We start from the raw sequence: 12,686 nt of genomic DNA, 5'->3' as shown, positions 1-12,686 counted from the left end.
TAGCCGGGCCGGGTGTCCGATTCGTTCAAGACCGGGTGTCACGGCCTGCCTACGGTGGCTCCATGACTGCACGATTCGATGCCATCGGCCTGGTCGTCTCCGACATGGCCGCGTCCGTCGCGTTCTACCGCCGGCTCGGGTTCGCCTTCCCGGACGGTGCCGAAGAGCTGCCCCACGCCGAGGCCGGACCGCCCGGCGGGCTGCGGCTGCTGCTCGACACCGAGGAGACGGTCCGTTCCTTCCTGCCCCACTGGCAGCCGCCCGTCGGCGGGGGCCGGGCCTCACTGGCCCTGCGCTGCGAAGGACCCGAGGAGGTGGACGCGTTGTACGGCGAACTGGTCGGCTCCGGGTACCACGGCGAGCTCAAGCCCTGGGACGCCTTCTGGGGGCAGCGGTACGCCATCGTGCACGACCCGGACGGCAACGGGGTGGACCTCTACGCCCCGCTAGCCACCGCGGCCGAGTAGCTCCCCCAGCGGCAGGCCGGCCAACTCCCGGACCTCACGGGCCAGATGGGCCTGGTCGGCGTATCCCGCCCTGGTGGCCGTCTCCGCGAAGGGCACGCCGCGCCCGGCCAGTGCGAGGGCGCGGTTCAGCCGCAGGATGCGGGCCAGGGTCTTGGGGCCGTAGCCGAAGGCGGACAGCGAGCGGCGGTGCAACCGGCGGGCGCCGAGGCCGAGTTCGTCGGCGGTGGCGGCGACCGTACGGCCCGCGTCGAGGGCCGCGACGATCTGCCGGAGCAGCGGGTCCGGGGGCTCGGCACCGGCCGCCTCCCGCAGGGCCAGCTCCTCCAGGCCGCTCGCCGGGTCGGGGGCCGTGTTCACCCGGTCGGCCAGGCGTCGCACCCGCGCGGCCGGCCACAGGTCGGTCAGCTCGACGCGCCGGTCGCGCAGTTCGTGCGCCGGTACGCCCAGGAGCGCCGGGGCCGTGCCGGGGTAGAAGCGGATCCCGGACCAGGGACCGGTCGTACCGTCCGGCACGTGGGCGCGGGTGTCGGGCCCGGCGACCAGCAGCCGCCCGTCGTGCCACAGCAGATCCATGCACCCGTCGGGCAGGACCCGCCCCACCCCGGCCCGGGACGGGGTGTTGGTCCACACGACCGCCCCGGGCAGCCGCGCCGCCCGCTCCACGTACACGAGGGCCAGGCTACGCCGGGAGTCGGGGGCGGGGCGGGTTGGATGCCGGGTCTCTGCTCCCTCGTGGGGTCTCGGGGCCGGTGCCAGGTCGCGCGCCCCGCCACCCCCGGCCCCGTCCGCTACGCCCCCCGCCCCCGATACTCCACCGGACTCACCCCGTACACCCGCTTGAACGCCGTGGACAGGGCGAACGCGCTGCCGTAGCCCACCGTGCGGGCGATCGCGTCGAGGGTGTCGGTGGAGTCGCGCAGGCGGTCGGCGGCCAGGGCTAGGCGCCAGCCGGTGAGGTAGGTCATCAAAGGCTCGCCCACCAGGCCGGTGAAGCGGCGGGCCAGCGCCGCGCGGGACACCCCGGCCTTCGCGGCGAGCGCGGCGACGGTCCAGGGGTGGGCCGGGTCGTCCTGGAGCAGGCGCAGGACGCCGCCGACGACCGGGTCGGCCAGGGCCCGGTACCAGGCCGGTGCCTGGGCCTCGGGGCGGGCGAACCACTCCCGCAGCGCCGCGATGACCAGCAGGTCGAGCAGCCGGTCCAGGACGACCTCCTGGCCCGGCTCGTCCCGGACGATCTCCTCGGCGAGGTAGGGCGTGAGCGGGCAGTCCCACACGTCGGACGTGAGGGTGAGCAGCGGCGGCAGGGCGTCCAGCAGCCGCCCGCCGACCTCGCCCCGCATCGGGTACGTGCCGATCAGCATCATGGTGGCGCCGTCGGGCCTCCCGCCCCAGGTGCGCACGCCCAGGTCCATGGAGCCGTTGAGGGGCCGTCCGTCGGGGTAGCGGCACTCCTGGTCCGGAAGGATCACCGCCCGGGGTGCCGTGCCGGGGGCGTCGGCGCAGGTGTAGGGGTCCGGGCCGCGGGCGATGGCGAGGTCCCCGGCCGTGAGCCGCACCCTCTCGCCCCGGTCGGGCACGATCCAGACCTCGCCGCGGACGACGAGCATCACGGTGAGCGGGGCCCGGTCCTCCACGCGCACCGCCCACGGCGGGTCGAAGCAGGCCCTGATCATGAACGCGCCCCGCGCGCGGGGGCCCTCCAGGAGACCTGCGAGGGGGTCCCCCCGCATCAGCGTGTTCGAGCGTGGGGGCGCGTCCATGCGGCCAGCGTAGACGCGGGCGTATGGGAATGAGCCGTTCAGCGATGGTTGCGTGCGGTGGGCGGCGGTTGACTCGGGGCATGACGCACACGACACAGAACACGGCGCGGGACACGCGGGACATGACGGTGGTGGTGACGGGCGCCTCGGGGCGTACCGGGAGCCGGGTGGCGCGGGCCGCGGCGGCGGCCGGGCTCACGGTGCGGGCGGCGTCGCGGGCCACGGGCTTCGACTGGTGGGACGCCTCGACCTGGGTGGGCACCCTGCGCGGCGCGGACGCGGCGTACCTCGTCCACCCTTCCGACGTCGGCGCTCCGGGCGCAGCTGAGGTGGTCGGCGCGCTCGCGCGGGAGGCGGTGGGGCTGGAGGTGCGGCGGCTGGTGTTGCTGTCCGCGCGGGGTGAGGACCAGGCGCTGCCCACCGAGGAGGCGCTGCGGGCGTCGGGGGCGGACTGGACGGTCGTGCGGGCCGCGTGGTTCGCGCAGAACTTCAGCGAGGGTCCGCTCGTGGCGGAGCTGCGGCGAAGCGGGGAGCTGGTGTTCCCGGCCGGCGAGGTGCGGGAGCCGTTCCTGGACGTGCGGGACATCGCCGACGTGGTGGTGGCCGCGCTGACGGGCGGCGAGCGGTACACGGGGCGGACGCTCACGCTCTCCGGGCCGCGGTTGCTGTCCTTCGGGGAGGCGGTCGCGGAGATCGCCGGGGCGACGGGGCGCCCGCTGGCCTACCGGGCCGTCTCGACGCGGGACTACGGTCAGGCCCTGGCCGGGTTCGGTGTGCCGACGGAGGAGGTGGCGGCCCTGACGGAGATCTTCGACACCCTTCTCGACGGCCGCAACGCGCACCTGTCGGACGGGGTGCGGGAGGTTCTGGGCCGTGCGCCCCGGGACTTCGGGGACTTCGTGCGCGAGGAGGCCGCGGCCGGGACCTGGCGGGGCTGACGGGGACGTTCCGTCACGTCTGCCCGGGCGGCTTCCCCTCCCCGTCGGCCTGCGGGCTCTTGACGTGGCTGTTCTTCACGTGGGCGCTCTTCACATGGGTGCGCAGCCGGGCCGAGACGTCCTCCGGGGGGAGGAAGCGTGACCAGCGCTCCGGGAACTCGGAGGGCATGTCGGGGTCGGCCTCGCCCGCGGCGGTGGCGCGGGCGACGTACTCGGCGACCTGGGCCTGCCGCAGCCGCTCGTTGGCCTCGCGGGCCGCGGCGGTGGCGGCGGCCGGCCAGACCCGGTCGATGGCGGCGTTGACCGCGGCCCCGACGAGCACGGCGAACGCGGACACGCCGATCCACAGCAGCACGGCGACGGGCGCCGCCAGGGAGCCGTAGATGGTGGGGCCCTCGACCGTGCTGGTCAGGTAGATCCGCAGCAGGAAGCTGCCCAGCACCCACATGCCGAGGGCGACGAGCGCGCCCGGCACGTCCTCGATCCACGGGGAGCGCACCGGGACGGACACGTGGTACAGCGTCGTCAGGAAGGCGATCGACAGCAGGATCACCACCGGCCAGTACAGGACCTGCACGACCGTCGTCGACCAGGGCACGACCCGCACCACGGCGTCCGGCCCGGCCACCATCAGCGGCAGCGCGACCGAGCCGATGAGCAGGGCCACGATGAACAGCAGGAAGGCCATGAGCCGGGTCTTGACGATGCCCCGGACCCCGTCGAGGCCGTACATCACGGTGATGGTGTCGATGAAGACGTTCACCGCGCGGGAGCCCGACCACAGGGCGAACAGGAAGCCGAGGGAGATGACGTCGGGCCGGCCGCCCTTCATCACGTCGTGCAGGATCGGCTGGGCGATCTCGCGCACGCCCTGGTCGGACAGGACGGTGCGGGAGGCCTCCAGGAGGTTGGTCTGAAGGCTCTCGATGGTGTCGGCGCCGGTCCAGGCGTCGACGTAGCCGAGCAGTCCGATCATGCTCAGCAGCAGGGGCGGCACCGACAGCAGAGTGAAGAACGCGGCCTCGGCGGCGAGGCCGAGGATGCGGTACTCGACGCAGGAGTTGACGGTGTCCTTGAGCAACAGCCAGGCGGTCCTGCGCTTGGAGACGTTCCGGTAGAGGGCCCGCGCCCGGTGGAGGCGCCCGGAGGGCGTGTCGGGGGTGTCACTTGCTGGCTGCACCCCCTAACGGTATCCGTCGTGCCCCGCCCCACTCACCCACAGGCCGGGTCTTCGCCGACCGGTCGGGTCCGCCGGGTGCCAAGGTGCCGGCGCGGGGTACTTTCGCAGCATGGCAGGCAGCACGCACACCGTGACGAACCAGGTCCCGCCGCTGGTCGGCTACGACGTCTTCTCCGCCGACCGGGCCCTGGCCGCCGCGGTCGGCCGGCATTGCGATCCGGAGATGCGCGAGGAGGTCCTCGGCGAGCTGGCGGCCCTGGGCCGGACCTCCGGCTCGGCGCAGGTGCAGGAGTGGGGGAGGCTGGCCAACGACAACCCGCCGCGGCTGCTCACCCACGACCGGTACGGCAACCGGCTCGACGAGGTCGAGTTCCACCCCTCCTGGCACCGGCTGCTCGGCAAGGGGGTCTCGGCGGGTCTGACGGCCGCGTGGGACCGGCCGGCGGGGCATGTGCGGCGGGCCGCCGCCTTCCTGGTGTGGACGCAGGTGGAGGCCGGCAACGGCTGCCCGCTGTCGATGACGCACGCGGCGGTGCCGGCCCTGCGCACCGACCCGGACCTGGCCGCCGAGTGGGAGCCGCGGCTGACGTCCATGGTCTACGACCGTGAGCTGCGGCCCGCGCACCTCAAGGCCGGGGCGCTGTTCGGGATGGCCATGACGGAGAAGCAGGGCGGCAGCGACGTACGGGCGAACACCACGTCGGCGCGTCCGCTCGCCGAGGACGGGACCTACGAGCTGACCGGGCACAAGTGGTTCTGCTCGGCGCCCATGTCCGACGGTTTCCTGGTGCTGGCGCAGGCGCCGGGCGGGCTGACCTGCTTCCTGGTGCCGAGGGTGCTCCAGGACGGCACGCGCAACGTGTTCCGGATCCAGCGGCTCAAGGACAAGCTCGGCAACCGGTCGAACGCCTCGGGCGAGGTCGAGTTCGAGGGGACCTGGGCGCGCCGGGTCGGCGAGGAGGGGCGCGGGGTGCGCACCATCATCGAGATGGTGGCGGCGACCCGGCTGGACTGCGTGCTGGGCTCGGCCGGGCTGATGCGGCAGGCCGTGGCGCAGGCGGTGCACCACTGCACCCACCGCGAGGCGTTCGGCGGGAAACTCCTCGACAAGCCGCTCATGCGCAATGTGCTGGCCGATCTGGCGCTGGAGTCGGAGGCGGCGACGACCCTGGCGCTGCGGCTGGCGGCGGCCTGTGACGACGGCGGCGAACAGGAGCGGGCGCTGCTGCGGATCGCGGTGCCGGCGGCGAAGTACTGGGTGACCAAGCGGTGCGCGCCCGTCGCCGTGGAGGCGGCGGAGTGCCTCGGCGGCAACGGGTACGTGGAGGAGTCCGGGATGCCGCGGCTGGTGCGTGAGTCGCCGTTGAACTCCGTCTGGGAGGGCGCCGGCAACGTCCAGGCGCTGGACGTGGTGCGGGTGTTGCAGCGGGAGCCGGGGGCGCTGGACGCGTATCTGCGGGAGGTGGGCCAGGCGCGCGGCGCCGATCACCGCCTGGACGGGGCCATCAAGGACCTGCTGACCGAACTCGCCGACCTGGAGGGCGTGGAGGCGCGGGCGCGGCGGCTGGCGGAGCGGCTGGCACTGGTGTTGCAGGGCTCGCTGCTGGTCCGTTTCGCGCCACCGCAGGTCGCCGACGCGTTCTGCGCGGGGCGGTTCGGCGGCGACGGGGGCGCGGCCTTCGGGACGCTGCCGCACACACTGGACCTGGCGTCGGTGGTGGAGCGGGCCCGGCCGGTGTCCTGACGCGCCGCGCGCGCCCGGGTGAGCGCGGAGCGGGGGTGGTGCTGCGCCGACACGGCACCACCCCCGCCGCACTGGCCCGTTCGAGCCACTGAACGCCGCTCGGGACGGCGTCGCTCAATTTTCGGCCACGGCCGGGCCGTCCACCAGGGTTGCAGGGGGTTGCAACTTGCTGCTGACTGTGTGCGGACGGTGCGCGCGGACCTCGGACAGGCGTCACTATGAGACGGTCGGTCAGAAGCGACTCCGGGGGGCGCACGCGTATGGACGTCACGCACTGGGCCGCCGTGGACAGTTCGCGCGCGGCCCGGGTCCTCAGCGAGGTCCGTTCCGCCCGGCTGGCCGGGCGGCCCGCTCCGCTGGCGCCGCGTCCGGTGATCGAGCGGTCCTGGGAGCGGATGCTGCGCAGTGGTGTCGATCCGGAGCGGGACGTCCGGGCGGATCCACTGTCCCGCGAGGAGGTGCAGCGGCGGCGCGAGACGTCGGTATTGCGCCATGTGCTGCCGGTGCTGCGGGAGGGGTTGCTGGCGGCCGCGGACGTCGCCCACCACATCATGGTGGTGGCCGACGAGGACGGCCGGGTGCTGTGGCGCGAGGGCAGCCCGCCGGTGCTGCGCAAGGCCGACGGGCTCGGCTTCGAACTCGGCGCCGACTGGCGTGAGGACGTGGTCGGCACGAACGGTGTGGGCACCCCGGCGGTGGTGCGCAGGCCGGTGCAGGTCTTCGCCTCGGAGCACTTCGTGCGCTCCCAGGCCGGCTGGACGTGTGCGGGCGCTCCCCTGACCGATCCGCGGGACGGGCGGCTGCTCGGCGTGGTGGATGTGAGCGGGCCGCTGGAGACCATGCATCCGGCCACGCTCGCCTGGGTCGGCTCGGTGGCCAAACTGGCCGAGGCCCGGCTGCGGGAGATGCACACGGAGTCGCTGGAGCGGCTGCGGGCGGTGGCGGCTCCGGTGCTGGCCCGGCTCGGCGGCCGTGCCCTGGCGGTCGACCCGGACGGCTGGACGGCGGCGGTCAGCGGGATGCCGTACGTGCGGCGGGTGGCCCTGCCGAAGTCGCTGTCGGCGGGCCCGAGATGGCTGCCGGTGCTAGGGCCGTGCTCGGTGGAGCCGCTGCCCGGGGGCTGGCTGCTGTCGGCCGTCGCCGAGGAGCCGGTGCCGCGCGGCCCGGCCCGGATCGTGCTGGACCTCAGGCAGGCGCGGCGCTGGTCGGTGGAGGTGCTCGGCTCGGCGGGCTCCTGGACCCGGGAACTGAGCCCCCGGCACGCGGAGTTGCTGTACCTCCTCGCCGTGAACCGCTCCGGCCGCAGCGCCTCGGGACTGGCCGGGGACCTGTTCGGCGACCCGGCCCGCACGGTGACGGTGCGTGCCGAGATGTCGCGGGTGCGGCGGTATCTGGGGGCGTTCCTGGAGCACCGGCCGTACCGGTTCGCGGAGGACGCCGAGGTGGAGGTGCTGCTCCCGGACGACCCGCGGGATCTGCTGCCCCATTCGTCGGCACCGGCGGTGAGCAGGCGGCGGGGGGCCGCACCGGCGCCCTGAGGTTCACTTCGTGTGCCGGCGGAGCCGTCACAAGCCGCCCCGAGGGTGCATCTTTCGCATATTTGCGGGGTCTTCGTCCCCCGCACCGCTCACCTGCCGTAGCATCCCTGTACGGGCCACCCCACCTGCTCCTCCGTCAACGTGCGGATCACCAGGCGCAGTTGGTCCGTCTCGGGAGGACGTTATGAAGCATCGTGGCAGACACCGGCGGCGCAGGCGGGGCAGGGCGCTGCGCGCGACCCTGGCCGGGACGGCCCTCGCGCTGACCGCCGCCGCCACCCTGATCAGCGCCTCGCAGGCCACCGTCGCCGACGCCCCCGGTGCTCTCCGGACGGTCGCGTCCGACGAGGGCGGGCGGCTGCCGCTGGCCGAGCACCGGGTGCCCGGGGCGTGGCTGGACCGGCTCGCGTCGGCGATGGGCCGGCCCGTCGGTGTCGGCGCGGTGCTGGAGGACGCCGACCGCCCGCTGCGGCGGGCGGCCGACTGCCCGGCCGCCGAGCGGCGCAGCCTGCCGGTGGAGCCGGCGGCGACGCGCGCGTACTGCTTCGCGGGATCCGACACCCGGGACTGGCGGGCCGGTGCGGTCACCACCTCGGGCGACGCGGACGACGACGGCCGCTGGGGCAGCGACCGCGTGATCCTCTCCGGCTGGTCCCGGGGCGCCGCCGAGGGCGGCTCCCTGGACGGCCCGGCTCCCGGGCAGGGCCTGGCCAGGGTCGCCTTCGTCGACGCGAACGACCCCGCCCGGCTGCGCTACACCTGGGCCCTGCTGGCCGTCCCGGTGGACGGCGGGCGGGACTACCGGGGGCTGGTCTCCCCGCTGTCCGGCATGGTCTGGTACCAGGACAAGCTGCTGGTGACGACCCGTGAGCGCGACCGGGACGCGCTGTTCGTCTACGACATGGACCGCATCCAGCGCGCCACCGTGACGTCCGACGCGGTCGGCCGGGTGCCCGGCGGCTGGGCGGCGCACGGCTCCCGGTACGTGCTGCCCGCCGTGGCCTCGTACACGCTGCCCGGCGGCGACGGCGCGCCCCGACCGGCCACCGTCTCCCTGGACCGCAGCACCTCCCCCGACAGTCTGGTCGCGAGCGAGTGGGTGCCCGCGGACGGCGACCGGCGCACCCGGCTGTGGCGCTACGCGCTGAGCCGGGACCCGGACCGCGCCGGCCTGCTCACCACCGGCTCCTCCGGGAAGGCGGACCCGGTCGAGGCGTACGAGACGAAGACGACCGATGTGCGGGGCGTGCTGGCGCACCGCTCGGGCTGGTACCTGGACCGCGCGGCGGGCGACCCCGGCGGGCACGGGACGCTGTGGCGCCAGGACACCGAGGGCGCGCGGGCGGCGGAGTGCGGGACGGACGAGACACGGCACTGCTGGAGCGGCCGGTCCGCCTCCCTGTCCTACTGGCAGGAGACCGGCGAGGTCTGGTCCCAGTCGGGGCGGATGCTGTTCGCGCTGCCTCTGGCGTCGATCGACCGGGCGCTGCGCTGACCCGTGCCGCTCGCGGAGCGGGGGGCCGATCGACAGACGTGTGGGTCGGATGGTTTTCTGGCCCGCATGACCAGCATCGCCGTGACCACGTGGTCCCTGGAGCAGACTGCCCCGACCGACCTGCTGCCCGCTCCCGTGCCGGAGGGGGACGTCCGGGTCGTCCGCTCCGAGCTCGTCTCGCCCGAGTTCAGCCGGTTCCTGTACGCGTCGGTGGGCGGCGACATCCGCTGGACGGACCGGCTGGGCTGGTCGTACGCGCGGTGGGTGGAGCACCTGGAGCGGCCCGGGGTGGAGACGTGGGTGGCTTACGACCGGGGCACGCCCGCAGGGTACGTGGAGCTGGAGGCGCAGGACGACGCGGTCGTGGAGATCGTCTACTTCGGGCTGCTCCCGGCCTTCCGGGGCCGGCGCATCGGCGGGCACCTGCTGTCGTACGGCACGGCCCGGGCCTGGGACCTCGCGGACCGCTGGGCGGGACTGGCGCCCACGAAGCGGGTCTGGCTGCACACGTGCAGCAAGGACGGCGCGCACGCGATGGACAACTACCGGCGGCGGGGCTTCACCCTGTTCGACACCAAGGTCGAGGAGGAGGCGGAGGTCGCGGCTCCTGGGCCGTGGCCTGGGGCGTTCCCCGGCTGACCTGGACCGGCACCTGACCGGTGCCCGATGTGACCAAGGACACCCTTGTCTTGCTGTGCGAGACAAGGGTGTCCGCATCTTGGACGAAGCTGGACTGTGTCCAGATCGCCGTGACACGCTTCCGTCATGTCTGGAACTGGAATTGCCTTGGTGAGTCGGCGGCACGTCGACCTCGGCCGCATGTCCAGCGCCATCTGTCCGGCGCACTGAGCGTACTCAGCCCACGCCCGACATCTTCCTTTCCTGCCTCACACCCGCGCAATGACGCGCCCTATGCCCATGCGCCCGCATGCGCAGGTCAGAGCCGCATTTTCGCCTGTCCCGAAGGACGTATCAACCATGGCCGCCACCCCGCAGAAGCCTGCCGACGCGACTCCCCGCCGCAAGGTGAGCCGTCACCGCGGTGAGGGCCAGTGGGCCGTGGGGCACCACACCCCACTGAACGGCAACGAGCAGTTCAAGAAGGACGACGACGGTCTCAATGTGCGGACACGCATTGAGACGATCTACTCCAAGCGGGGCTTCGACTCGATCGACCCGAACGACCTGCGCGGCCGCATGCGCTGGTGGGGGCTGTACACCCAGCGCAAGCCCGGCATCGACGGTGGCAAGACGGCCGTCCTGGAGCCGGAGGAGCTGGACGACTCGTACTTCATGCTGCGCGTCCGCATCGACGGCGGGGCGCTGACCACCCGGCAGCTGCGGGTCATCGGCGAGATCTCGCAGGAGTTCGCGCGCGGCACCGCCGACATCACGGACCGGCAGAACGTCCAGTACCACTGGATCCGCATCGAGGACGTGCCCGAGATCTGGAACCGGCTGGAGGGCGTGGGGCTGTCCACGGTCACCGCCTGCGGCGACACCCCGCGTGTGATGATCGGCTCGCCGGTGGCGGGCATCGCCGAGGACGAGATCATCGACGCCACCCCGGCGCTTGAGGAGATGAAGCGCCGCGTCCTGAACAACCCGGCGTACTCGAACCTCCCGCGGAAGTTCAAGACCGCCATCTCGGGCTCGCCGCTGCTGGACGTGGTGCACGAGATCAACGACGTGGCGTTCGTCGGTGTGAAGCACCCCGAGCACGGCCCCGGCTTCGACGTATGGGTGGGCGGCGGTCTGTCCACCAACCCCAAGCTGGGCGTGCGCCTGGGCACCTGGGTGTCGATCGACGACGTGCCCGACGTCTACGAGGGCGTCATCTCGATCTTCCGCGACTACGGCTACCGCCGGCTGCGCAACCGCGCCCGCCTGAAGTTCCTCGTCGCCGACTGGGGCCCGGAGAAGTTCCGGCAGGTCCTGGAGGACGAGTACCTCAAGCGCAAGCTCACCGACGGCCCGGCCCCCGAGCAGCCGTCCAGCCAGTGGCGCGACCACATCGGTGTGCACCGGCAGAAGGACGGCCGCTTCTACGTCGGCTTCGCCCCGCGCGTCGGACGCGTCGACGGCGCGACGCTCACGAAGATCGCCGACCTCGCCGAGGCCCACGGCTCGGGCCGGGTGCGCACCACCGTCGAGCAGAAGATGATCGTCCTCGACGTGCAGGAGGACAAGGTCGACTCGCTCGTCGAGGCCCTGGAGGCGCTCGACCTGACCGCTCGCCCGTCCTCGTTCCGGCGCGGCACCATGGCCTGCACCGGCATCGAGTTCTGCAAGCTGGCCATCGTCGAGACCAAGCAGCGCGGCTCGCAGCTGATCGACGAACTGGAGCGCCGCCTGCCGGAGTTCGACGAGCCGCTCACCATCAACCTCAACGGCTGCCCGAACGCCTGCGCCCGTATCCAGGTCGCGGACATCGGTCTCAAGGGCCAGCTCATGCTGAACGACCGGGGCGAGCAGGTCGAGGGCTACCAGGTGCACCTGGGCGGCGCCCTGGGCCTGGAGGCCGGCTTCGGCCGCAAGGTGCGCGGTCTGAAGGTCACCTCCGACGAGCTGCCCGACTACATCGAGCGCGTCCTGAAGCGGTTCCAGGCCGAGCGCGAGGACGGCGAGCGGTTCGCCGCCTGGGCGGCCCGGGCCGACGAGGAGGCCCTGTCGTGAGCGAGCGGATGGCCCCGTTCCACTGCCCCTACTGCGGGGACGAGGACCTGCGCCCCAGCGAGGAGGGGCACGGCGCGTGGGAATGCGCGGCGTGCAGTCGAGCCTTTCAGCTGAAGTTCCTCGGGCTGCTGGCCCAGGGGCTGAAGCGATCCGATTCCGGAGGGGCACAGATATGACGACCGTTCAGGAAGAACGCACCACCGAGGATCTCAAGCGGCTCGCCGAGCAGGCGGGCCGCGATCTGGAGGACGCCTCCGCGCTGGAGATCCTCCAGTGGGCGGCGAAGACGTTCGGCAAGCGCTTCTGCGTGACCTCCTCGATGGAGGACGCGGTGGTCGCCCACCTCGCCGCCCGCGCCATGCCCGGCGTCGACGTGGTCTTCCTCGACACCGGCTACCACTTCGAGGAGACCATCGGCACCCGCGACGCGGTCGAGGCCGTGATGGACGTCAACCTCATCACGCTCACCCCGGTGCAGACGGTCGCCGAGCAGGACGCCCGGTACGGCCCGAAGCTGCACGACCGCGACCCGGACCTGTGCTGCAAGCTGCGCAAGGTGCAGCCGCTGGAGCAGGGCCTGAAGGACTACCAGGCCTGGGCGACCGGCCTGCGCCGCGACGAGTCCCCGACCCGGGCGAACACCCCGGTGGTCGGCTGGGACGACAAGCGGCAGAAGGTCAAGATCTCCCCGATCGCCCGCTGGACGCAGGACGACGTGGACGCGTACGTCACCGAGCACGGTGTTCTGACGAACCCGCTGCTGATGGACGGCTACGCCTCCGTCGGCTGCGCCCCCTGCACCCGCCGGGTCCTTCAGGGCGAGGACGCGCGCGCCGGCCGCTGGGCGGGCCGCAACAAGACCGAGTGCGGGCTGCACGGATGACGACG

Annotated in this window: 13 protein-coding genes; 10 read left to right on the top strand and 3 right to left on the bottom strand. The window is 73.3% G+C overall.

The window, feature by feature from the left end; all coding sequences use genetic code 11:
• Nucleotides 1-62: 62 nt before the first annotated feature.
• Nucleotides 63-467 carry a VOC family protein gene (locus tag AB0I06_RS14335; RefSeq protein ID WP_363119069.1) on the top strand — a complete coding sequence of 135 codons (405 nt, stop codon included), beginning with the start codon at nucleotides 63-65 and terminating at the stop codon, nucleotides 465-467.
• Here the strand turns inward: AB0I06_RS14335 and AB0I06_RS14330 are convergent.
• A complete protein-coding gene (locus tag AB0I06_RS14330) occupies nucleotides 447-1,136 on the bottom strand; it encodes a helix-turn-helix domain-containing protein (RefSeq protein WP_363119068.1) in 690 nt (229 codons plus the stop codon). The two genes, AB0I06_RS14335 and AB0I06_RS14330, sit on opposite strands and share 21 nt — an antisense overlap.
• Before the next feature lie 119 nt (nucleotides 1,137-1,255).
• Complete coding sequence (locus tag AB0I06_RS14325) at nucleotides 1,256-2,227, bottom strand: AraC family transcriptional regulator (protein WP_363119067.1); 972 nt, start codon at nucleotides 2,225-2,227, stop codon at nucleotides 1,256-1,258.
• Between the two features lie 80 nt (nucleotides 2,228-2,307).
• On the opposite strand from AB0I06_RS14325, the gene AB0I06_RS14320 reads away from it, so the two are divergent.
• A complete protein-coding gene (locus tag AB0I06_RS14320; RefSeq protein ID WP_363119066.1) occupies nucleotides 2,308-3,165 on the top strand; it encodes an NmrA family NAD(P)-binding protein in 858 nt (285 codons plus the stop codon).
• Between the two features lie 13 nt (nucleotides 3,166-3,178).
• On the opposite strand, the gene AB0I06_RS14315 is transcribed toward AB0I06_RS14320, so the two are convergent.
• Entirely contained in the window at nucleotides 3,179-4,345 is a 1,167-nt protein-coding gene (locus AB0I06_RS14315) for a YihY/virulence factor BrkB family protein (protein ID WP_363119065.1), read from the bottom strand.
• Nucleotides 4,346-4,454: 109 nt separating this feature from the next.
• Between AB0I06_RS14315 and AB0I06_RS14310 the strand changes: the two genes are divergently transcribed.
• The 8 genes from AB0I06_RS14310 (at nucleotide 4,455) to AB0I06_RS14275 (ending at nucleotide 12,681) form a co-directional block, all read left to right on the top strand.
• Nucleotides 4,455-6,089: an acyl-CoA dehydrogenase family protein gene (locus AB0I06_RS14310; RefSeq protein WP_363119064.1), complete on the top strand. Its 1,635-nt coding sequence runs from the start codon at nucleotides 4,455-4,457 to the stop codon at nucleotides 6,087-6,089.
• A 260-nt stretch (nucleotides 6,090-6,349) separates the two neighbouring features.
• Nucleotides 6,350-7,627 carry a GAF domain-containing protein gene (locus tag AB0I06_RS14305; RefSeq protein ID WP_363119063.1) on the top strand — a complete coding sequence of 426 codons (1,278 nt, stop codon included), beginning with the start codon at nucleotides 6,350-6,352 and terminating at the stop codon, nucleotides 7,625-7,627.
• 184 nt (nucleotides 7,628-7,811) lie between these two features.
• On the top strand, nucleotides 7,812-9,122 hold the full coding sequence (locus AB0I06_RS14300) for a hypothetical protein (RefSeq protein ID WP_363119062.1): 1,311 nt from the start codon (nucleotides 7,812-7,814) through the stop codon (nucleotides 9,120-9,122).
• 66 nt (nucleotides 9,123-9,188) lie between these two features.
• Nucleotides 9,189-9,761, top strand: coding sequence for a GNAT family N-acetyltransferase (locus tag AB0I06_RS14295; protein ID WP_363119061.1), 573 nt, complete (start codon nucleotides 9,189-9,191; stop codon nucleotides 9,759-9,761).
• A gap of 126 nt (nucleotides 9,762-9,887) precedes the next feature.
• Nucleotides 9,888-9,971 carry a putative leader peptide gene (locus tag AB0I06_RS14290; RefSeq protein WP_311241247.1) on the top strand — a complete coding sequence of 28 codons (84 nt, stop codon included), beginning with the start codon at nucleotides 9,888-9,890 and terminating at the stop codon, nucleotides 9,969-9,971.
• A 129-nt stretch (nucleotides 9,972-10,100) separates the two neighbouring features.
• The gene (locus tag AB0I06_RS14285; RefSeq protein ID WP_363119060.1) at nucleotides 10,101-11,798 is read left to right on the top strand and encodes a nitrite/sulfite reductase; all 1,698 of its coding nucleotides are present in this window, start codon (nucleotides 10,101-10,103) and stop codon (nucleotides 11,796-11,798) included.
• Nucleotides 11,795-11,974 carry a hypothetical protein gene (locus AB0I06_RS14280; protein WP_363119059.1) on the top strand — a complete coding sequence of 60 codons (180 nt, stop codon included), beginning with the start codon at nucleotides 11,795-11,797 and terminating at the stop codon, nucleotides 11,972-11,974. The genes AB0I06_RS14285 and AB0I06_RS14280 overlap by 4 nt, the downstream gene beginning before the upstream one ends.
• Nucleotides 11,971-12,681, top strand: a complete 711-nt coding sequence (locus AB0I06_RS14275) for a phosphoadenylyl-sulfate reductase (protein ID WP_363119058.1) — start codon at nucleotides 11,971-11,973, stop codon at nucleotides 12,679-12,681. The genes AB0I06_RS14280 and AB0I06_RS14275 overlap by 4 nt, the downstream gene beginning before the upstream one ends.
• Nucleotides 12,682-12,686 lie beyond the last annotated feature (5 nt).

The sequence above is a fragment of the Streptomyces sp. NPDC050674 genome (assembly GCF_040654575.1).
Taxonomy (GTDB): domain Bacteria; phylum Actinomycetota; class Actinomycetes; order Streptomycetales; family Streptomycetaceae; genus Streptomyces.
The sequence above is the reverse complement of the archived record's forward strand: the minus strand, read 5'-3'. Positions and strand labels throughout refer to the sequence as shown.